Raw genomic sequence first — 13,741 nt, forward strand, 5'->3', positions numbered from 1 at the left:
TCAGGCCGTCCCCAGAGCGCTGCGGACCACCGGAGCGCCCAGCAGGCCCAGGAACGGCCCCGCCAGCAGCACCGGGCCCAGAGCGAAGCGCACGCCGGCGCGGCGGGTCACGGCCACCACGACGGTCCCGGCGGCGCCCGCGACCAGCGCGATCCCCAGCAGCCCGGCGATCAGCACGTCCCCGCCGAGCGCGGTGCACATCAGCACCACCACCGGTACCGTCTTCGCGTCGCCCATACCCAGCAGCGCAGGCGCCACTAGGGCGATCAGGATCGCGCCGACCCCCAGCACCAGCGCCAGCACGACAGCGGTACGCAGCCCGCCGCGCAGGGCGGGGACAGCGGCCGCCGTGATCGCCAGAGCGGCGGCCACGGCCGCCGTCATCGAGCCGACCCACGGATTGGGCAGGCGGTGTTCGCGCCCGTCTACCCAGGCCAGCACCAGCGCCGGCGGCAGGTACAGCACCAGCAGCACGACGAGCGGGATCAGCGGGGCAGCAGCAACGGGCACACGGTCATTGCACCAGAGATGCGGGACGGTTCCCGCCCGTCCGGGAGGATTGTGGACGGGCCGGCGATCTCAGGTCTCGATCACGGGGGAGTACCCGAGGGTGGATTCGACACGGATGATGCGTCGCCGCATCCACACCTTCTTGCCCCCGCCCATGTACAGGCGGGTGCGGGCGTGCTCCCACCGGCCGTACTCGGCCTGCTCCGTCAGTGTGGCCCGCACCTGGGCCACGGAGCTGTTGCGCGGGACCGTGATGATCTGGAACTCGTAGTCCTCCGCGCGGCGTCCCCGCTCCAGCGGCAGATCCCTGATCCCGCGGGGATCGCGCACGTGCTCGATTCGAGCCGCGAGGGGCTGCTGGCCTCCGGACAACGGCATCCTCCTGTGTGCATAGACGCGTATCGGCCGGCTCCGGGGCCGCCGCTGCCCGACGAGCAGATTCGTGACCCCGGCCCGGCCGGTTCCACTGTCCATTCTGCCGTCCGACGCGGTACCGTCCAACCATGAACACGGATCCTCGCTCCGCTCTCGCTGCGCTGATCGCTGCCCTGGAACGTCACTACGAGGCCGCCGCCGCGTCGCGCGGTGACGACGATCCGGCCCTGGACGCCGCGACCGAACGTCTGACCACGGCCTTCGACACCTACGACGACGCTCTGTTCGACGCCTACGACATCGCCACCCCGCTCATCGTCTTCGACGCCGAGGACGACGACGATGAGGATGACGACGATTTCGACGACCTCGATGAGTTCGAGGACGACGAGGACGATGAGGACGATGACGATGACTACGAGGACGGCGACTACGACGAGGATGACGCCGTGCGCTGAGACCGCTCCATGAGCGGGTCGTAGAACGTGCACGCCATCTTCACCACAGGTCCCCACGCGGCGCCGGGCATCGAGCCCGGCGCCGCGTACTCTGTCCGAGGCCGATGAACATGTCGGCCCGAGTGCGCCGTCCGTCCTTCCCCGAGGAGAGTCCATGTCGTTCATCGAGGCGATCATCCTGGGGCTCGTCCAGGGACTGACCGAGTTCCTCCCGATCTCCTCGAGCGCCCATGTGCGCGTCGTCGGTGAGCTCATGGATCCCGGCCAGGACCCGGGCGCGGCCTTCACCGCCATCATCCAGCTCGGCACCGAAGCGGCCGTGGTGATGTACTTCTGGAAGGACATCACCCGCATCATCGGCAAGTGGTTCAAGGCCCTGGCCGGCAAGGTCCCCCAGTCCGATCCGGACGTGAGGATGGGCTGGCTGGTGATCGTCGGGTCGATCCCGATCGGCGTGCTCGGACTGCTGTTCGAGGACCAGATCGATCACGGCCTGCGCAACCTCTACATCACCGCGTCGATGCTGATCGGATTCGGTGTGCTGCTCGGACTGGCGGACCGCATCGCTCCTCAGCGCAAGGAGCTGGACACCCTCACCGTCCGTCACGGCATCCTCTTCGGCCTCGCCCAGGCCCTAGCCCTGATCCCCGGCGTCTCGCGCTCCGGCGGGACCATCACCGCAGGCCTCCTCATGGGCTACACCCGTCAGGCCGCCGCACGCTACGCGTTCCTCCTCGCCATCCCGGCCGTCTTCGCCTCCGGCCTCTACAAGGCCGCCAAGGAGGTGCCGGCGCTGCTGTCCGCCGACGGTCGTGCCGCCGCAGCCGCGGCCGGGGAGCCCTCCTTGGTGGCGATCATCATCTCGACGGCCGTCGCCTTCGGGGTGGGATACGCCGTCATCGTGTGGTTCATGCGGCTGATCGAGAACCGCTCCTACCTGCCCTTCGTCCTCTACCGCGTGGCCGCCGGCCTGGTGCTGCTGGTTCTGCTGTGGCTCGGAGTGGTCGACCCTCTCGGCGGCGCCTGAGGCTTCGCACGGCCCGTATGATCGGACGGTGCTTTCCTGGACCTCCCCGTCGATCACGCCCCTTCCCGCCTCCGGCATCCCGCTGAGGCTGCACGACACCCGGACGGGCCGGGTGGCGCCCCTCGTCCCGATCATGCCCGGTCGCGCCCGGCTGTACGTCTGCGGGATCACGCCGTACGACGCGACCCATCTGGGGCATGCGGCCACGTATCACGCCGCGGACCTGATGCGGCGTGCGCTGCTGGACACGGGGCTGGAGGTGGACGTCGCCCAGAACGTCACCGACGTCGACGACCCGCTGCTGGAGCGTGCCGCCCGCGACGGGGTCGACTGGCGCGAGCTCGCCGCCTCGCAGACCGCCCTGTTCGCCGAGGACATGGAGGCGCTGCGCATCCTCGCCCCGGACACCTATCGCTCCGTCAGCGAGAGCATGGACGGGATCATCGCTCTGGTCCAGCGCGTGCACGAGCGCGGACGCGCGTATCCCGTCCCCGCCGAGGACGCTGCGGGCCCGGACTGGTATCTCGACCTGGCTGTGGACGGGGCGCTGGGCGATGTCTCGGGCTGGAGCGAGCAGCAGATGCTCTCGGTCTTCGCCGAGCGCGGCGGTGACCCGGAGCGCGAGGGCAAGCGGGGCCGCTTCGATCCGCTGCTGTGGCGCGCCGAACGGGAGGGCGAGCCCGCGTGGGACGGCGGTGTCCTGGGCCGTGGCCGTCCCGGCTGGCACGTCGAGTGCGTCTGCATCGCCGAGGACGGCCTCGGCCTGCCCTTCGACGTACAGGCCGGTGGCAGCGATCTGATCTTCCCCCATCACGACCTCGGCGCGGCGCATGCCGTGGCCCTGGGCCGCGGCTTCGCCGGGACCTACATGCACAGCGGCATGGTCGCCCATGAGGGCGAGAAGATGAGCAAGTCCCTGGGCAACCTGGTCTTCGTCCACCGGCTGGTGCGCGATGGCATCGACCCGATGGTGGTCCGGCTGGTGCTCATGGCCCATCACTACCGCGCCGACTGGGAATGGTCCGCTGAGGAGGTCGACCTCGCCACGAGCCGTCTGCACAGCTACCGGGGCGCCGCCGAACGGGGAGGGCAGCACCCGGAGACGGTCGAGGCGCTGCGCCGCGCGCTGCGCGACGACCTGGACACGCCCTCCGCGCTGAGCGCCCTGGACGCCTGGGCCTCCGACTCGGCCGGCAGCGGTGAAGCCCCCGAGGCCGGCGACCGGGCTCCCGGCGATGTGCCCGCCGCGGCGGACGCCCTGTTCGGACTGGACCTGACTCCGCGCACGAGCTGAGCGGCCGGCAGCCGGGCGGCCCCGGCACCGATTCGGCGCGCCAGCCCGTTCCCCCGGTCCGACGCGCCGGCCCGTTCCCCCGATCCGTGGCGCAAAAGGCACGGATCGGGGGAACGGGCGGCACCGGTCGGCGAGCCGTTGTGGTCGGCCATGTCCTGCGCCGTGACGTCGCGCGGAAAGCAGGCCGCCCGGGAGGAAGACCGCCTGGGAGGAGGTCGTGCGGGAGGGGGCCGCCCGGGAGGGAGGCCGCGCGGGGAGGAAGAGGACTACTCCGACTCGCGTCGCCGCCGCAGGAACTGCTCGAACTCCTTCGCGATGGCGTCGCCGCTGGCCTCGGGCAGCCCGGCCGCGTCCTGCGCCTGCTCCAGTCGCCGCACGTACTCCGCGACGTCCTCGTCGGTGCGGGCCAGCTCGTCGACGCCGCGCTCCCACGCCTCCGCGTCCTCGATCAGCTCCTCGATCGGGATCGGCGCGCTGACGCGCTCCTGGACCTCCCGCAGCAGACCCAGCACCGCCTTCGGCGACGGGTTCTGCGAGACGTAGTGGGGCACCTGCACCCAGATGCTGGTGGTGCGGAGACCGGCGGAGGCGGCGCGCCGCGCCAGGATCGTCGGCACCCCGACCGGACCGGAGTACAGCTCCGAGTCCTCGACCGGCTCGGCGGACCCGGGCTCGACCGCAGAGGAGACCGGCAGCGGGCGCGAGTGCGGCGAGTCCGCCAGCAGCGCGCCCAGCGAGATGACGGAGCTCACGTCGAGGATCTGCATCTGCTCGAGCACCTCGTCACAGAAGCGCTTCCAGTGCAGGGACGGCTCCGGGCCCAGGACGGTGACGATCTCCGGTCCCCGCGGGGGCTGGAGGATGCGCAGCTCGGTGTCGGGCCAGTCGATCACGCGCAGGCCCGCCTCCGTCGTGCGGATCTCGGGCCGGTTGACCTGGAAGTCGATGTACTCCTCGGCATCGACCGCTCCGGCAGGACGCGACGGCCACACCTCGAGCAGGTGCTCGATCACCCCCGTGGCGGCCTCTCCCGCGTCGTTCCATCCGCTGAAAGCCGTGATGGCGATTCGACTCATCGCTCCATCATAGGCTCCGCCGACGGGACGGAGCCGGGGTGCAGGCGCAGCGGATATCCTCGCCCTGTCCTGGGGAGCCGCCGTCCCCGGCCCGAAGGAGACGGATGATGAAGAGCCCCACGCTGCGCCTCGGCCCGCTGCCGCCGATCCGTGTCAGCCCGGGCACGCTCGTCACCGTGCTGATCCTCGCCGTGATCATCCACCCCGGGCTCGCCCGGGGCGGCACGGCGGATCCCTTGACGCCCATCCTGCTGTCCCTGGGCATAGCCCTGTTCATGATCGTCTCCGTGCTGGTGCACGAATCCGCGCACGCCCTCAGCGCCCGGGCGTTCGGCGCCACGGTCGACCACATCGCCCTGACCCTGTGGGGCGGGCACACCCAGTACCGCGGGGAGGCGCTGGGAGCGCTGCCCTCGCTGGTGATCTCCCTGTCCGGCCCGATCAGCAACGGGGTGCTCGCAGCCCTCACCGCCGGCGCCGCGTCCCTGTCCGAGCCCGGCTCGTCCGCCGCGGTGTTCTGGGGCCTGTCCTCATGGCTGAACATCGCCCTCGCCCTGTTCAATCTGCTCCCCGGGCTGCCGATGGATGGCGGCCGCGCCCTGGAGTCCCTGCTGTCCGGCGTGCTGCGCAACCCGCTGCTGGGAACCCGCATCACCGCCTGGATCGGTCGCGGCATCGCGGTGCTGGTGGTCGTGTTTCCCCTGGTGCGGATCGTGCGGGCCGACGGGGCGGGAACACTCTCGCTGCTGACCGTGCTGTGGGCCGTCCTGATCGCGGGCATGCTGTGGCAGGGCGCCTCCCGGGCACTGGAATCGGCGAACCTCAGCCACCGCGTCGACTCCCTCGACGCGGCGAGCCTCGCCCATCCGATGCGGATCGTCCCGCCGAGCCGGCCCCTGGCCGAGCTGGGCACCACCGGCGACCTCGAGGATGTGCTCATCCTCGACCCCGCCCCGCCCGGGTCCGGGCACATCGGCAGCGCCTACCGCATCGATCCCGTCGCCGCCGCCGCGGTCCCGGCGGACCGGCGCGCAGTCACCCCGGTCAGCGCGGTCGCCGGATCCGTCGGTCCGATCGGCCGACTCGACGCCTCCCTGCGCGGCAATGCGCTGGTCTCGGCGATGCTCGCCCGCCCTATGCCCGGCTACCTCGTCACCGACGCCGAGGGGGCGGTGCACGGGGTGATCGTGAGCGCCGACGTCAATGCGCTTCTGCGCGGTCGGTGAACATCGCCTCCCTTCCTCCCGTCCGTCTCACCGCGCGTCATATGCTGGAACGTATGACTGATCAGCCGTCGCAGCCCGCAGCCCGGACCGGGGCGCAGGGCCCCGCGCCCCGCGCGCCCCGCCGCGGCCTGGACCGCACCGGCCCCTTCGATCTCGGCGACAAGGTCCAGCTCGCCGACTCCAAGAACCGGCTGCACACCATCACCCTGAAGCCCGGCGGCGAGTTCCACACCCACCGTGGCGTGCTGCGCCACGACCGGCTGATCGGCGCCGAGGACGGCGTGGTCGTCGAGGACAACCGGGGCACCAGATACCAGGCGCTGCGCCCGCTGTACGCCGACTACATGCTCTCCATGCCGCGCGGCGCCGCCATCATCTACCCCAAGGACGCCGCCCAGATCCTCATGTGGGGCGACATCTTCCCCGGCGCCCGCGTGCTGGAGGCCGGGGTGGGCTCCGGCGGCCTGACCACGGCGCTGCTGCGCGCCGTCGGCCCCGACGGCAGCCTGCACTCGATCGAGCGCCGCGAGGACTTCGCCGAGGTGGCCCGGGAGAACGTCGAGACCTTCTTCGGCGGCCCCAACCCGTCCTGGGATCTCACCGTCGGCGACTTCCAGGATGTCGCCCCGACGCTGGCGCCCGACGGGCCCGCCGTCGACCGCGTCGTCCTGGACATGCTCGCCCCCTGGGAATGCATCGAGGCCGCCGCGGAGGTGCTCGTCTCCGGGGGCGTGTTCCTCGCCTACGTCGCCACGGTCACCCAGCTCTCCCGCACCGCCGAGGCGCTGCGCGACCATGGGGAGTTCACCGAGCCCTTCGCCTGGGAGTCCTTCGTGCGTCCCTGGCACCTCGAGGGGCTCGCGGTGCGACCGGAGCACCGCATGAACGCCCATACCGGGTTCCTGCTCACCTCGCGCCGCACGGCCCACGGCACGTCGGCCCTGACGCGCGTGACCCGCCCGGCTCCCGGTTCGCGGGTCGAGGACGAGATGAACGATCCCGCCAACGACGGCTTCGGCGGCTCGGACAGCGAATGGGGCCCGCAGGACCTGGGGGAGCGCGGTGTCGCCCCGCGCAAGCTCAAGCGCGCCCTGCGCGACATCCGGCAGGGCCGGGACCGCTGAGCCGACCGGCGACGACAGGGAAGGAGAGGCCGCGACGATGAAGACCTACGCGGAGATGACGGCCGAGCTGGAGCAGCTGGCCGCCCACAACGACCGCCTCACCAGTGGGCTGCGAGCCGCCCGCGCCCAGATCGTCGAGCTCAAGGCCGACCTGGAGCGGGTGGGAGATCCGCCGAACTCCTACGCCACGTTCCTGCGCCGCACCGAGGGGACCACCATCGACGTGCTCCACAACGGCCGCCGGCTGCGCGTGGCCACGGCCGCGAGCCTGGACCTGGAGAGCCTGGAACCCGGCGCCGAGCTGCGACTGAACGAGTCGCTGGCCGCCGTGGAGGCGGTGGCCCCGAGCGATGCGGGCAACGTCGTGCCCGTCGTGGAGTCCCTGCCCGACACCCGCGTGATCGTGGCGGTCGCCCCCGACGACACCCGGGTGCTGCGCCGCGCCGGCGCCCTGGCCGAGGAGGCGCTGCACCCTGGTGACCACGTGCTGGTCGACCTGAAGGCGCAGCTGGTCATGGAGCGCATCGACCGCGCCGAGATCACCGACCTCGTCCTCGAGCAGGTCCCCGACGTCACCTTCGACCAGATCGGGGGGCTCGGCGGCCAGATCGAGGCCATCCGCGACGCCGTCGAGCTGCCGTTCCTCCAGCAGGACCTCTACCGCACCTACGGTCTGCGCCCGCCCCAGGGCGTGCTGCTGTACGGCCCGCCCGGCTGCGGCAAGACGATGATCGCCAAGGCCGTCGCCCACGAGCTCGTGCTGCGCTCGGCCGAGGTGCGCGGCGTCAGCGTCGCCGAAGCCCTCGAGAACTCCGCGTTCCTCAACATCAAGGGCCCGGAGCTGCTGAACAAGTACGTCGGTGAATCCGAGCGCTCCATCCGCCTCGTCTTCGAGCGCGCTCGCGAGAAGGCCGCCGCCGACCACCCCGTGGTGATCTTCTTCGATGAGATGGAGGCCCTGTTCCGCACCCGCGGCTCCGGCCTCTCCAGCGACGTCGAGACCACGATCGTGCCGCAGCTGCTGGCTGAGATCGACGGCGTCGAGGACCTCGACAACGTCATCGTCATCGGCGCCTCCAACCGTGAGGACATGATCGATCCGGCGATCCTGCGCCCCGGCCGGCTGGACGTGAAGATCCGAGTGCGCCGTCCCGATCTCGAGGCGGGCCGCGAGATCCTGGGGCTCTATCTCGACGAGTCCGTCCCGATGCGGGAGGACCGCGACCAGCTGCTGGATGTGGCGGCACAGGACATCTACGACGACGGCCCGGCCTCGGCGTTCGTGCGCCTGGAGTACTCCGACGGCTCCGAGGAGACCCTCCACTTCCGCGACTTCGTCTCCGGGGCGACGCTGCGCAACATCACCGACCGCGCCAAGAAGCTCGCGGTCAAGGACCAGCTGGCCAGCGGGTCGGTGGGACTGACCGCACAGCATCTGCGCGAGGCGATCACCGCCGAGTTCGTCGAGAACGAGGACATGCCCTCGGCGGCGCACCCCGAGGACTGGGCTCGCGTCTCCGGCACCCGCGGCAAGCAGGGCCGCCGGATCGAGGCAGTGGTCCCGCTGCAGGGACGCTCCCGCGCGGCCGAGGCGGAGGAGCCCCTGGTCGAGGAGGTGCGGGGATGAGCACTGACACGAGCGATCAGCCCGGCGGCCCGGCGGGCCTGGCGGATGTCACCGACCTCACCACCGAGCGCGTCATGGGGATCGAGACCGAGTTCGGTGTGCTCCACACCGATCCCGAGACCCGCTCGCGCGCCGGTGCCGGCAGCGCCGTCGGACTCTCGCACCTGGTCGTCGGCGCCTACGCCCTGCTGGACCCGCACGAGGGCGAGCGCGGATCCCGCGTACGCTGGGACTACGGCGATGAGACCCCGCTGCGCGACGCGCGCGGCTTCGACCTGCAGCGCGCCGCAGCCCACCCCACCCAGCTCACCGACGAGGTGCACGAGGCGCACCTGCCCAGCGCCCCGAGCCTGCCCAGCGTCGAGCTGGATGCCCCGGCCGCCGGCCCCGAGACCGCCCCGGACGGCGATGACGCCGAGGTGCTCAGCTGGGCGGCACAGCGTTCGATCGGCAACGCCGTGCTGGCCAACGGCGCGCGCTGGTACGTCGACCACGCGCACCCGGAGTACTCCGCCCCCGAGGTCACCCGTGCCCGCGAGGCCGTGGTCGCCGACCGTGCTGGGGAGGAGATCGCTCGCCGCGCCATGGGCATCCTCGAGGCCGCCGACGGCATCCCGGGCGTCACCCTCTACAAGAACAACACCGACGGCAAGGGCGCGTCCTACGGCACGCACGAGAACTACCTCGTCGAGCGCGAGGTGCCGTTCGAACGCCTCACCGCCGCGATGCTCCCGTTCCTGAGCACCCGCCAGGTGCTCGTGGGCGCCGGTCGTGTGGGTCTCGGTCCCCGGGGCGAGCAGCCCGGCTACCAGATCTCCTCCCGCGCTGACTTCATGGAGGCCGAGGTGGGACTGGAGACCACCTTGAACCGGCCGATCGTGAACACGCGCGACGAGCCCCATGCGGACCCCTCGCGCTTCCGCCGCCTGCACGTGATCATCGGTGACGCGAACCTGCTGGAGGAGTCGACGTTCCTCAAGCTCGGCTCCACCTCCCTGGTGCTCGCCGCGCTGGAGGCCGAGCACCGCACCGGGCGTGCGATCCTTCCCGATCTGCGCCTGGCCGACCCGGTCGGGGCCGTGCACACGATCAGCCACGATCCCACGCTGAGAGCGACCGTGCCCCTGACCGACGGGCGCGAGCTCACCGCCCTCCAGATCCAGCGCGCCCACCTCGAGGCGCTCGAGCCGCTGTGCGACCCGGGCGACGAGGAGACCGCGGCGGTACTGCGCACGTGGGGCGAGCTGCTGGACCTGCTCGAGCAGGATCCCGCGCTGGCCGCCGACCGCATCGAATGGGTCGCCAAGCTGCAGCTGCTCGAACGCTACCGCGCCCGGCACGGCCTGGAGTGGGGCGATCCGCGGTTGTCCCTGATCGACCTGCAGTTCAGCGACCTCCGTCCCAGCCGGGGCCTGTTCGCGAAGCTGCGCGCAGCCGGCGCCGTGGGCACGCTCGTGGCGCAGGAGGAGGTGGACGCGGCGATCACCGCCCCGCCCGCGTCGACCCGCGCCCACCTGCGCGGCCGCCTCATCGCCGCCCATCGCGAGCACGTCCCCTCGGCCGGGTGGGACGCGATCACCCTGGCCGGGCCCGACGGCGGACACCGTCTGCGCCTGGCGGATCCGCGCCTCGGCTCCGCCTCCTGGTGCCAGGCCCACGGCATCGACCTCGGCGGGGGCATCGAACAGATCCTCGACTCGCTGCGCCGAGCCGTCGGCGAGCACTGAGGATGATGCTCGGCCCCGACGCCGGCGTCTCCGCACGACGGCCGCGCTGACACCACGATTCCGCAGACCGACCACAGCCCCCGACCACCGAGGAGAATCCCGTGTCCCAGCAGTCACTGCATGCATCCGGTCCCGAGCCGGACGACGAGGCCGGCAGCACCGAGAGCGCCGGCGGCGGCCAGACCTATGCCTCGGCCCAGGCTGCGGACGACCTGCTCGACGAGATCGACTCCGTGCTGGAGTCCAACGCCGAGACCTTCGTGCGCTCCTTCGTCCAGAAGGGCGGCCAGTGACCCGATGAGGCGTCGAGTCGGAGGCCTGGAGACCGAGTTCGGGCTGGTGTGCGTGCACGCCGACGGCACCCGCGCGCTCGAGCCGGAGAACGCGGCCCGCGAGCTGTTCCGGCCCGTGGTCGCCATGGGCCGCTCCTCGAACGTCTTCCTGCCCAACGCCGCCCGTCTCTACCTCGACGTCGGCTCCCATCCGGAGTACGCCACGGCCGAATGCGACGACTGGTGGGAACTGGTCGCCCAGGACCGCGCCGGCGAACGCATCTTCGCCGACCTCGCCGAGCAGGCGGGGGAGCGCCTCGCCGCCGACGGCCAGGACGCTCGGATCCACCTGCTCAAGAACAACGTCGACTCCGAGGGCAATGCCTTCGGCTCTCACGAGAACTACCTCGTCGACCGCCGCGGCGAGTTCACGCGCCTGCCGCGGTACCTCCTGCCGTTCCTGGTCACCCGGCAGATCGTCACCGGCGCCGGGGGAGTGGTGCGTGACGAGGACGGGGCCCGCTTCGTCTTCTCCCGTCGCAGCGACCACATGTGGGAGGCGGTCTCGTCGGCCACCACCCGAACCCGTCCGATCATCAACACCCGCGACGAACCCCACGGCGACCCCACCAGGTACCGCCGCCTGCACGTCATCGTCGGCGACTCGACGATGAGCGAGGTCTCCACGCACCTGCGCTTCGCCACCACCGACCTGGTCCTGCGCGCCATCGAGTCGGGCCGGGCCCTGCCCGATCTGACCCTGGCCGACGACATCGCCACCATCCGCGCCGTCGCGCGCGACCTCACCGGGCAGGCGCCGATCCCCACGGCCGGCGGCGGGACCACCTCGGCGGTCGAGATCCAGCAGCGCTGGCTGGATCTGGCCGCCGAGGTCACCGAGGAGACCGAGGGCTCCGACAGCGCCGAGCGCGACGTGCTGGAGACCTGGCAGAGAGCGATCGACGCGGTGCGCACCGGGGACCGCAGCTGGGCCGCGACCCGTCTGGACTGGGCCATCAAGGAGCGCCTGTTCTCGCAGGTCGCCGAGCGCCGTGGGGTCGAGCTCTCGGATCCGGCGCTGGAACGGCTCGACCTGGCCTACCACGACATCTCGCCGGGCCAGGGCCTCTTCGCCAGTCTCCAGGCCCGCGGGCTCGCTCCGGCGGTCCTCTCCGAGCAGCGCATCGAGGCCGCCCGCGAGGTCGCTCCCGCCACCACGCGGGCGCACCTGCGCGGGCAGGTGGTCACCGCCGCTCAGCAGCTTGGCGTCGACCATGTCGTGGACTGGACCACGATGCGCCTGACCCGTCCCGGGTCCATGCCGGTACAGGTCCTCGACCCGTTCGCGACCGAGCTCCCCGCGGTCGACGAGCTCCTGGCCGAGATCCGCCGGTCCGGGACCGGATCGGCGAGCGATGATCCGCCGCCCGCCTGAGAATCCGGGGCCGCGCGCCCCGTACCCTGGTGCACGTGCCCCGCTCGGGGCTCCCGATCCGAAAGGCCTGCTCTTGATCCGCCGCCGCACCTTGTTGACCTCCGCTCTCGCTGCGACCACGGTTGCCGGCGTGGCCGCCTGCTCCGACGACGGCGCTGATGCCGAGAACACCGCGGCGGCCTCCGACGGCGGCGGCGACCCGGCCCTGTCCGCCGTGACGGTCAGCGACGACCTCGAGGCGGAGCCCACGATCGAGTTCACCCCGCCGGTGCAGATCACCGCGCCCGATTCGGCCCTGATCACCCCCGGGGACGGCGAGACGATCGCCGAGGGCGACACCATCATCTGGCGCAGCGTCTATTCGGACGCGAGCACCGGCGACGTGCTCGAATCCTGGTGGCAGGGCGCCCCGGCCAATGGCGTGCAGGTCACCGCGGAGACGCTCGGTGACGAGGCGTTCGCGTTCCTCACCACGGTCCCGATCGGCTCGCGCGTCGCGATGGCCGGCTGGCAGACCACGACGTCCGGGCAGTCCTACGCGCTCATCCAGGCCTCCGACATCGACCGTGTCGTCTCGCCGCTGCGCGCCGACGGCGAGGCGCAGGAGCCCTCCGGAACCTTCCCGGCCGTCAGCCTCGACGAGAACGGCGCACCCTCCCTGGAGTCCGCGCCCGAGGGCGAGGCACCCACCGAGACCGTCCGCGAGACCCTCATCCAGGGCGCCGGGGACGCCACCCGCGAGGGCGACTACCTGACCATGCACTACACGGGATGGAACTGGGACTCCGGTGAGCAGTTCGACTCCTCGTGGGAGCGTGGGGCGCCGTTCGGTTTCCCGCAGGGCATGCAGAAGGTGATCCCCGGCTGGGACGAGAACCTGCTGGACCTTCCCGTCGGATCCCAGGTGATGCTGGTGGTCCCCCCGGCCGAGGCCTACGGTGAGGAGGGCGAGTCCGAGCACGAGCTCGCCGGGCAGACCCTCCTGTTCGTCATCGACGTGCTCGATGCCGCGCACAAGGCAGACTGACCCCACGACACCGACACCGTCCCGGCGGAGGCGGCCGTACGACGGCCCCTTCCGCACATCCCAGGAGGACCCATGGATCGCAGCAAGCCCGAGATCGAGCACCCCGAAGGCCCCGCGCCCACCGAGCTGGTCAGCAGTGAACTGATCGTCGGGGACGGCGAGCAGGCCGCCCGCGGCGACGTCGTCGACGTGCACTATGTGGGCGTCTCCCACTCCACCGGCGAGCAGTTCGACGCCTCCTGGGATCGTGGCGAGCCGCTGCGCTTCCAGCTCGGCGTCGGCCAGGTCATCACCGGCTGGGACCAGGGCGTCCAGGGCATGAAGGTCGGCGGGCGCCGCCGCCTCGAGATCCCCGCCTCGCTCGCCTACGGCGACATGGGCGCACCGCCCGTGATCGCCCCCGGCGAGTCCCTGATCTTCGTGTGCGACCTGGTGGCGGTGCACAAGCGCTGAACACGTCCGCCACGCCGGCGGCGGGGGGACCGCTCGGGGAGCAGGAGAGCCTCTTCACGGCCCCCGTCGCCCCCGAACCTCCCGCCCCGGAACGCGGATCGGCGCCCCGG

At 71.8% G+C, this 13,741-nt stretch carries 14 protein-coding genes; 11 read left to right on the forward strand and 3 right to left on the reverse strand.

Going from position 1 to position 13,741, the window contains the following annotated elements; genetic code table 11:
• Both AC5020_RS03285 and AC5020_RS03290 read right to left on the reverse strand, forming a co-directional pair.
• Window positions 1-510, reverse strand: coding sequence for a hypothetical protein (locus AC5020_RS03285; protein WP_377016957.1), 510 nt, complete (start codon window positions 508-510; stop codon window positions 1-3).
• A 69-nt stretch (window positions 511-579) separates the two neighbouring features.
• Window positions 580-888 carry a DUF5703 family protein gene (locus AC5020_RS03290; RefSeq protein ID WP_494564387.1) on the reverse strand — a complete coding sequence of 103 codons (309 nt, stop codon included), beginning with the start codon at window positions 886-888 and terminating at the stop codon, window positions 580-582.
• 125 nt (window positions 889-1,013) lie between these two features.
• On the opposite strand from AC5020_RS03290, the gene AC5020_RS03295 reads away from it, so the two are divergent.
• From AC5020_RS03295 to mshC, 3 genes are all read left to right on the forward strand, one after another.
• Window positions 1,014-1,343, forward strand: coding sequence for a hypothetical protein (locus AC5020_RS03295; protein ID WP_464987207.1), 330 nt, complete (start codon window positions 1,014-1,016; stop codon window positions 1,341-1,343).
• Between the two features lie 154 nt (window positions 1,344-1,497).
• Window positions 1,498-2,370 carry an undecaprenyl-diphosphate phosphatase gene (locus AC5020_RS03300; protein ID WP_377016963.1) on the forward strand — a complete coding sequence of 291 codons (873 nt, stop codon included), beginning with the start codon at window positions 1,498-1,500 and terminating at the stop codon, window positions 2,368-2,370.
• A gap of 28 nt (window positions 2,371-2,398) precedes the next feature.
• A complete protein-coding gene (mshC, locus tag AC5020_RS03305; RefSeq protein ID WP_464987208.1) occupies window positions 2,399-3,664 on the forward strand; it encodes a cysteine--1-D-myo-inosityl 2-amino-2-deoxy-alpha-D-glucopyranoside ligase in 1,266 nt (421 codons plus the stop codon).
• A gap of 266 nt (window positions 3,665-3,930) precedes the next feature.
• Here the strand turns inward: mshC and AC5020_RS03310 are convergent, their stop codons facing one another.
• Entirely contained in the window at window positions 3,931-4,740 is an 810-nt protein-coding gene (locus AC5020_RS03310) for a PAC2 family protein (RefSeq protein ID WP_377016967.1), read from the reverse strand.
• A 104-nt stretch (window positions 4,741-4,844) separates the two neighbouring features.
• Here AC5020_RS03310 and AC5020_RS03315 point away from each other — a divergent pair, with 104 nt between their 5' ends.
• The 8 genes from AC5020_RS03315 to AC5020_RS03350 all read left to right on the forward strand — a co-directional run bounded on the left by AC5020_RS03315 (window position 4,845) and on the right by AC5020_RS03350 (window position 13,631).
• On the forward strand, window positions 4,845-5,966 hold the full coding sequence (locus AC5020_RS03315) for a site-2 protease family protein (RefSeq protein ID WP_464987209.1): 1,122 nt from the start codon (window positions 4,845-4,847) through the stop codon (window positions 5,964-5,966).
• A 53-nt stretch (window positions 5,967-6,019) separates the two neighbouring features.
• Entirely contained in the window at window positions 6,020-7,090 is a 1,071-nt protein-coding gene (locus AC5020_RS03320) for a tRNA (adenine-N1)-methyltransferase (RefSeq protein ID WP_464987210.1), read from the forward strand.
• A 37-nt stretch (window positions 7,091-7,127) separates the two neighbouring features.
• The gene (gene arc / locus AC5020_RS03325) at window positions 7,128-8,717 is read left to right on the forward strand and encodes a proteasome ATPase (protein WP_377016973.1); all 1,590 of its coding nucleotides are present in this window, start codon (window positions 7,128-7,130) and stop codon (window positions 8,715-8,717) included.
• On the forward strand, window positions 8,714-10,444 hold the full coding sequence (dop, locus tag AC5020_RS03330) for a depupylase/deamidase Dop (protein WP_464987211.1): 1,731 nt from the start codon (window positions 8,714-8,716) through the stop codon (window positions 10,442-10,444). Before arc ends, dop begins: the two co-directional genes overlap by 4 nt.
• Before the next feature lie 101 nt (window positions 10,445-10,545).
• Complete coding sequence (locus AC5020_RS03335; protein ID WP_464987212.1) at window positions 10,546-10,737, forward strand: ubiquitin-like protein Pup; 192 nt, start codon at window positions 10,546-10,548, stop codon at window positions 10,735-10,737.
• Window positions 10,738-10,741: 4 nt separating this feature from the next.
• The gene (gene pafA, locus AC5020_RS03340; RefSeq protein ID WP_464987213.1) at window positions 10,742-12,151 is read left to right on the forward strand and encodes a Pup--protein ligase; all 1,410 of its coding nucleotides are present in this window, start codon (window positions 10,742-10,744) and stop codon (window positions 12,149-12,151) included.
• A gap of 130 nt (window positions 12,152-12,281) precedes the next feature.
• A complete protein-coding gene (locus AC5020_RS03345) occupies window positions 12,282-13,178 on the forward strand; it encodes an FKBP-type peptidyl-prolyl cis-trans isomerase (protein ID WP_377016981.1) in 897 nt (298 codons plus the stop codon).
• Between the two features lie 72 nt (window positions 13,179-13,250).
• Window positions 13,251-13,631 (forward strand): FKBP-type peptidyl-prolyl cis-trans isomerase, encoded by a 381-nt coding sequence (locus AC5020_RS03350; protein WP_377016983.1) that lies wholly within the window; start codon window positions 13,251-13,253, stop codon window positions 13,629-13,631.
• Window positions 13,632-13,741: the final 110 nt, after the last annotated feature.

Source organism: Brachybacterium sp. SYSU DS0246, from assembly GCF_059391765.1.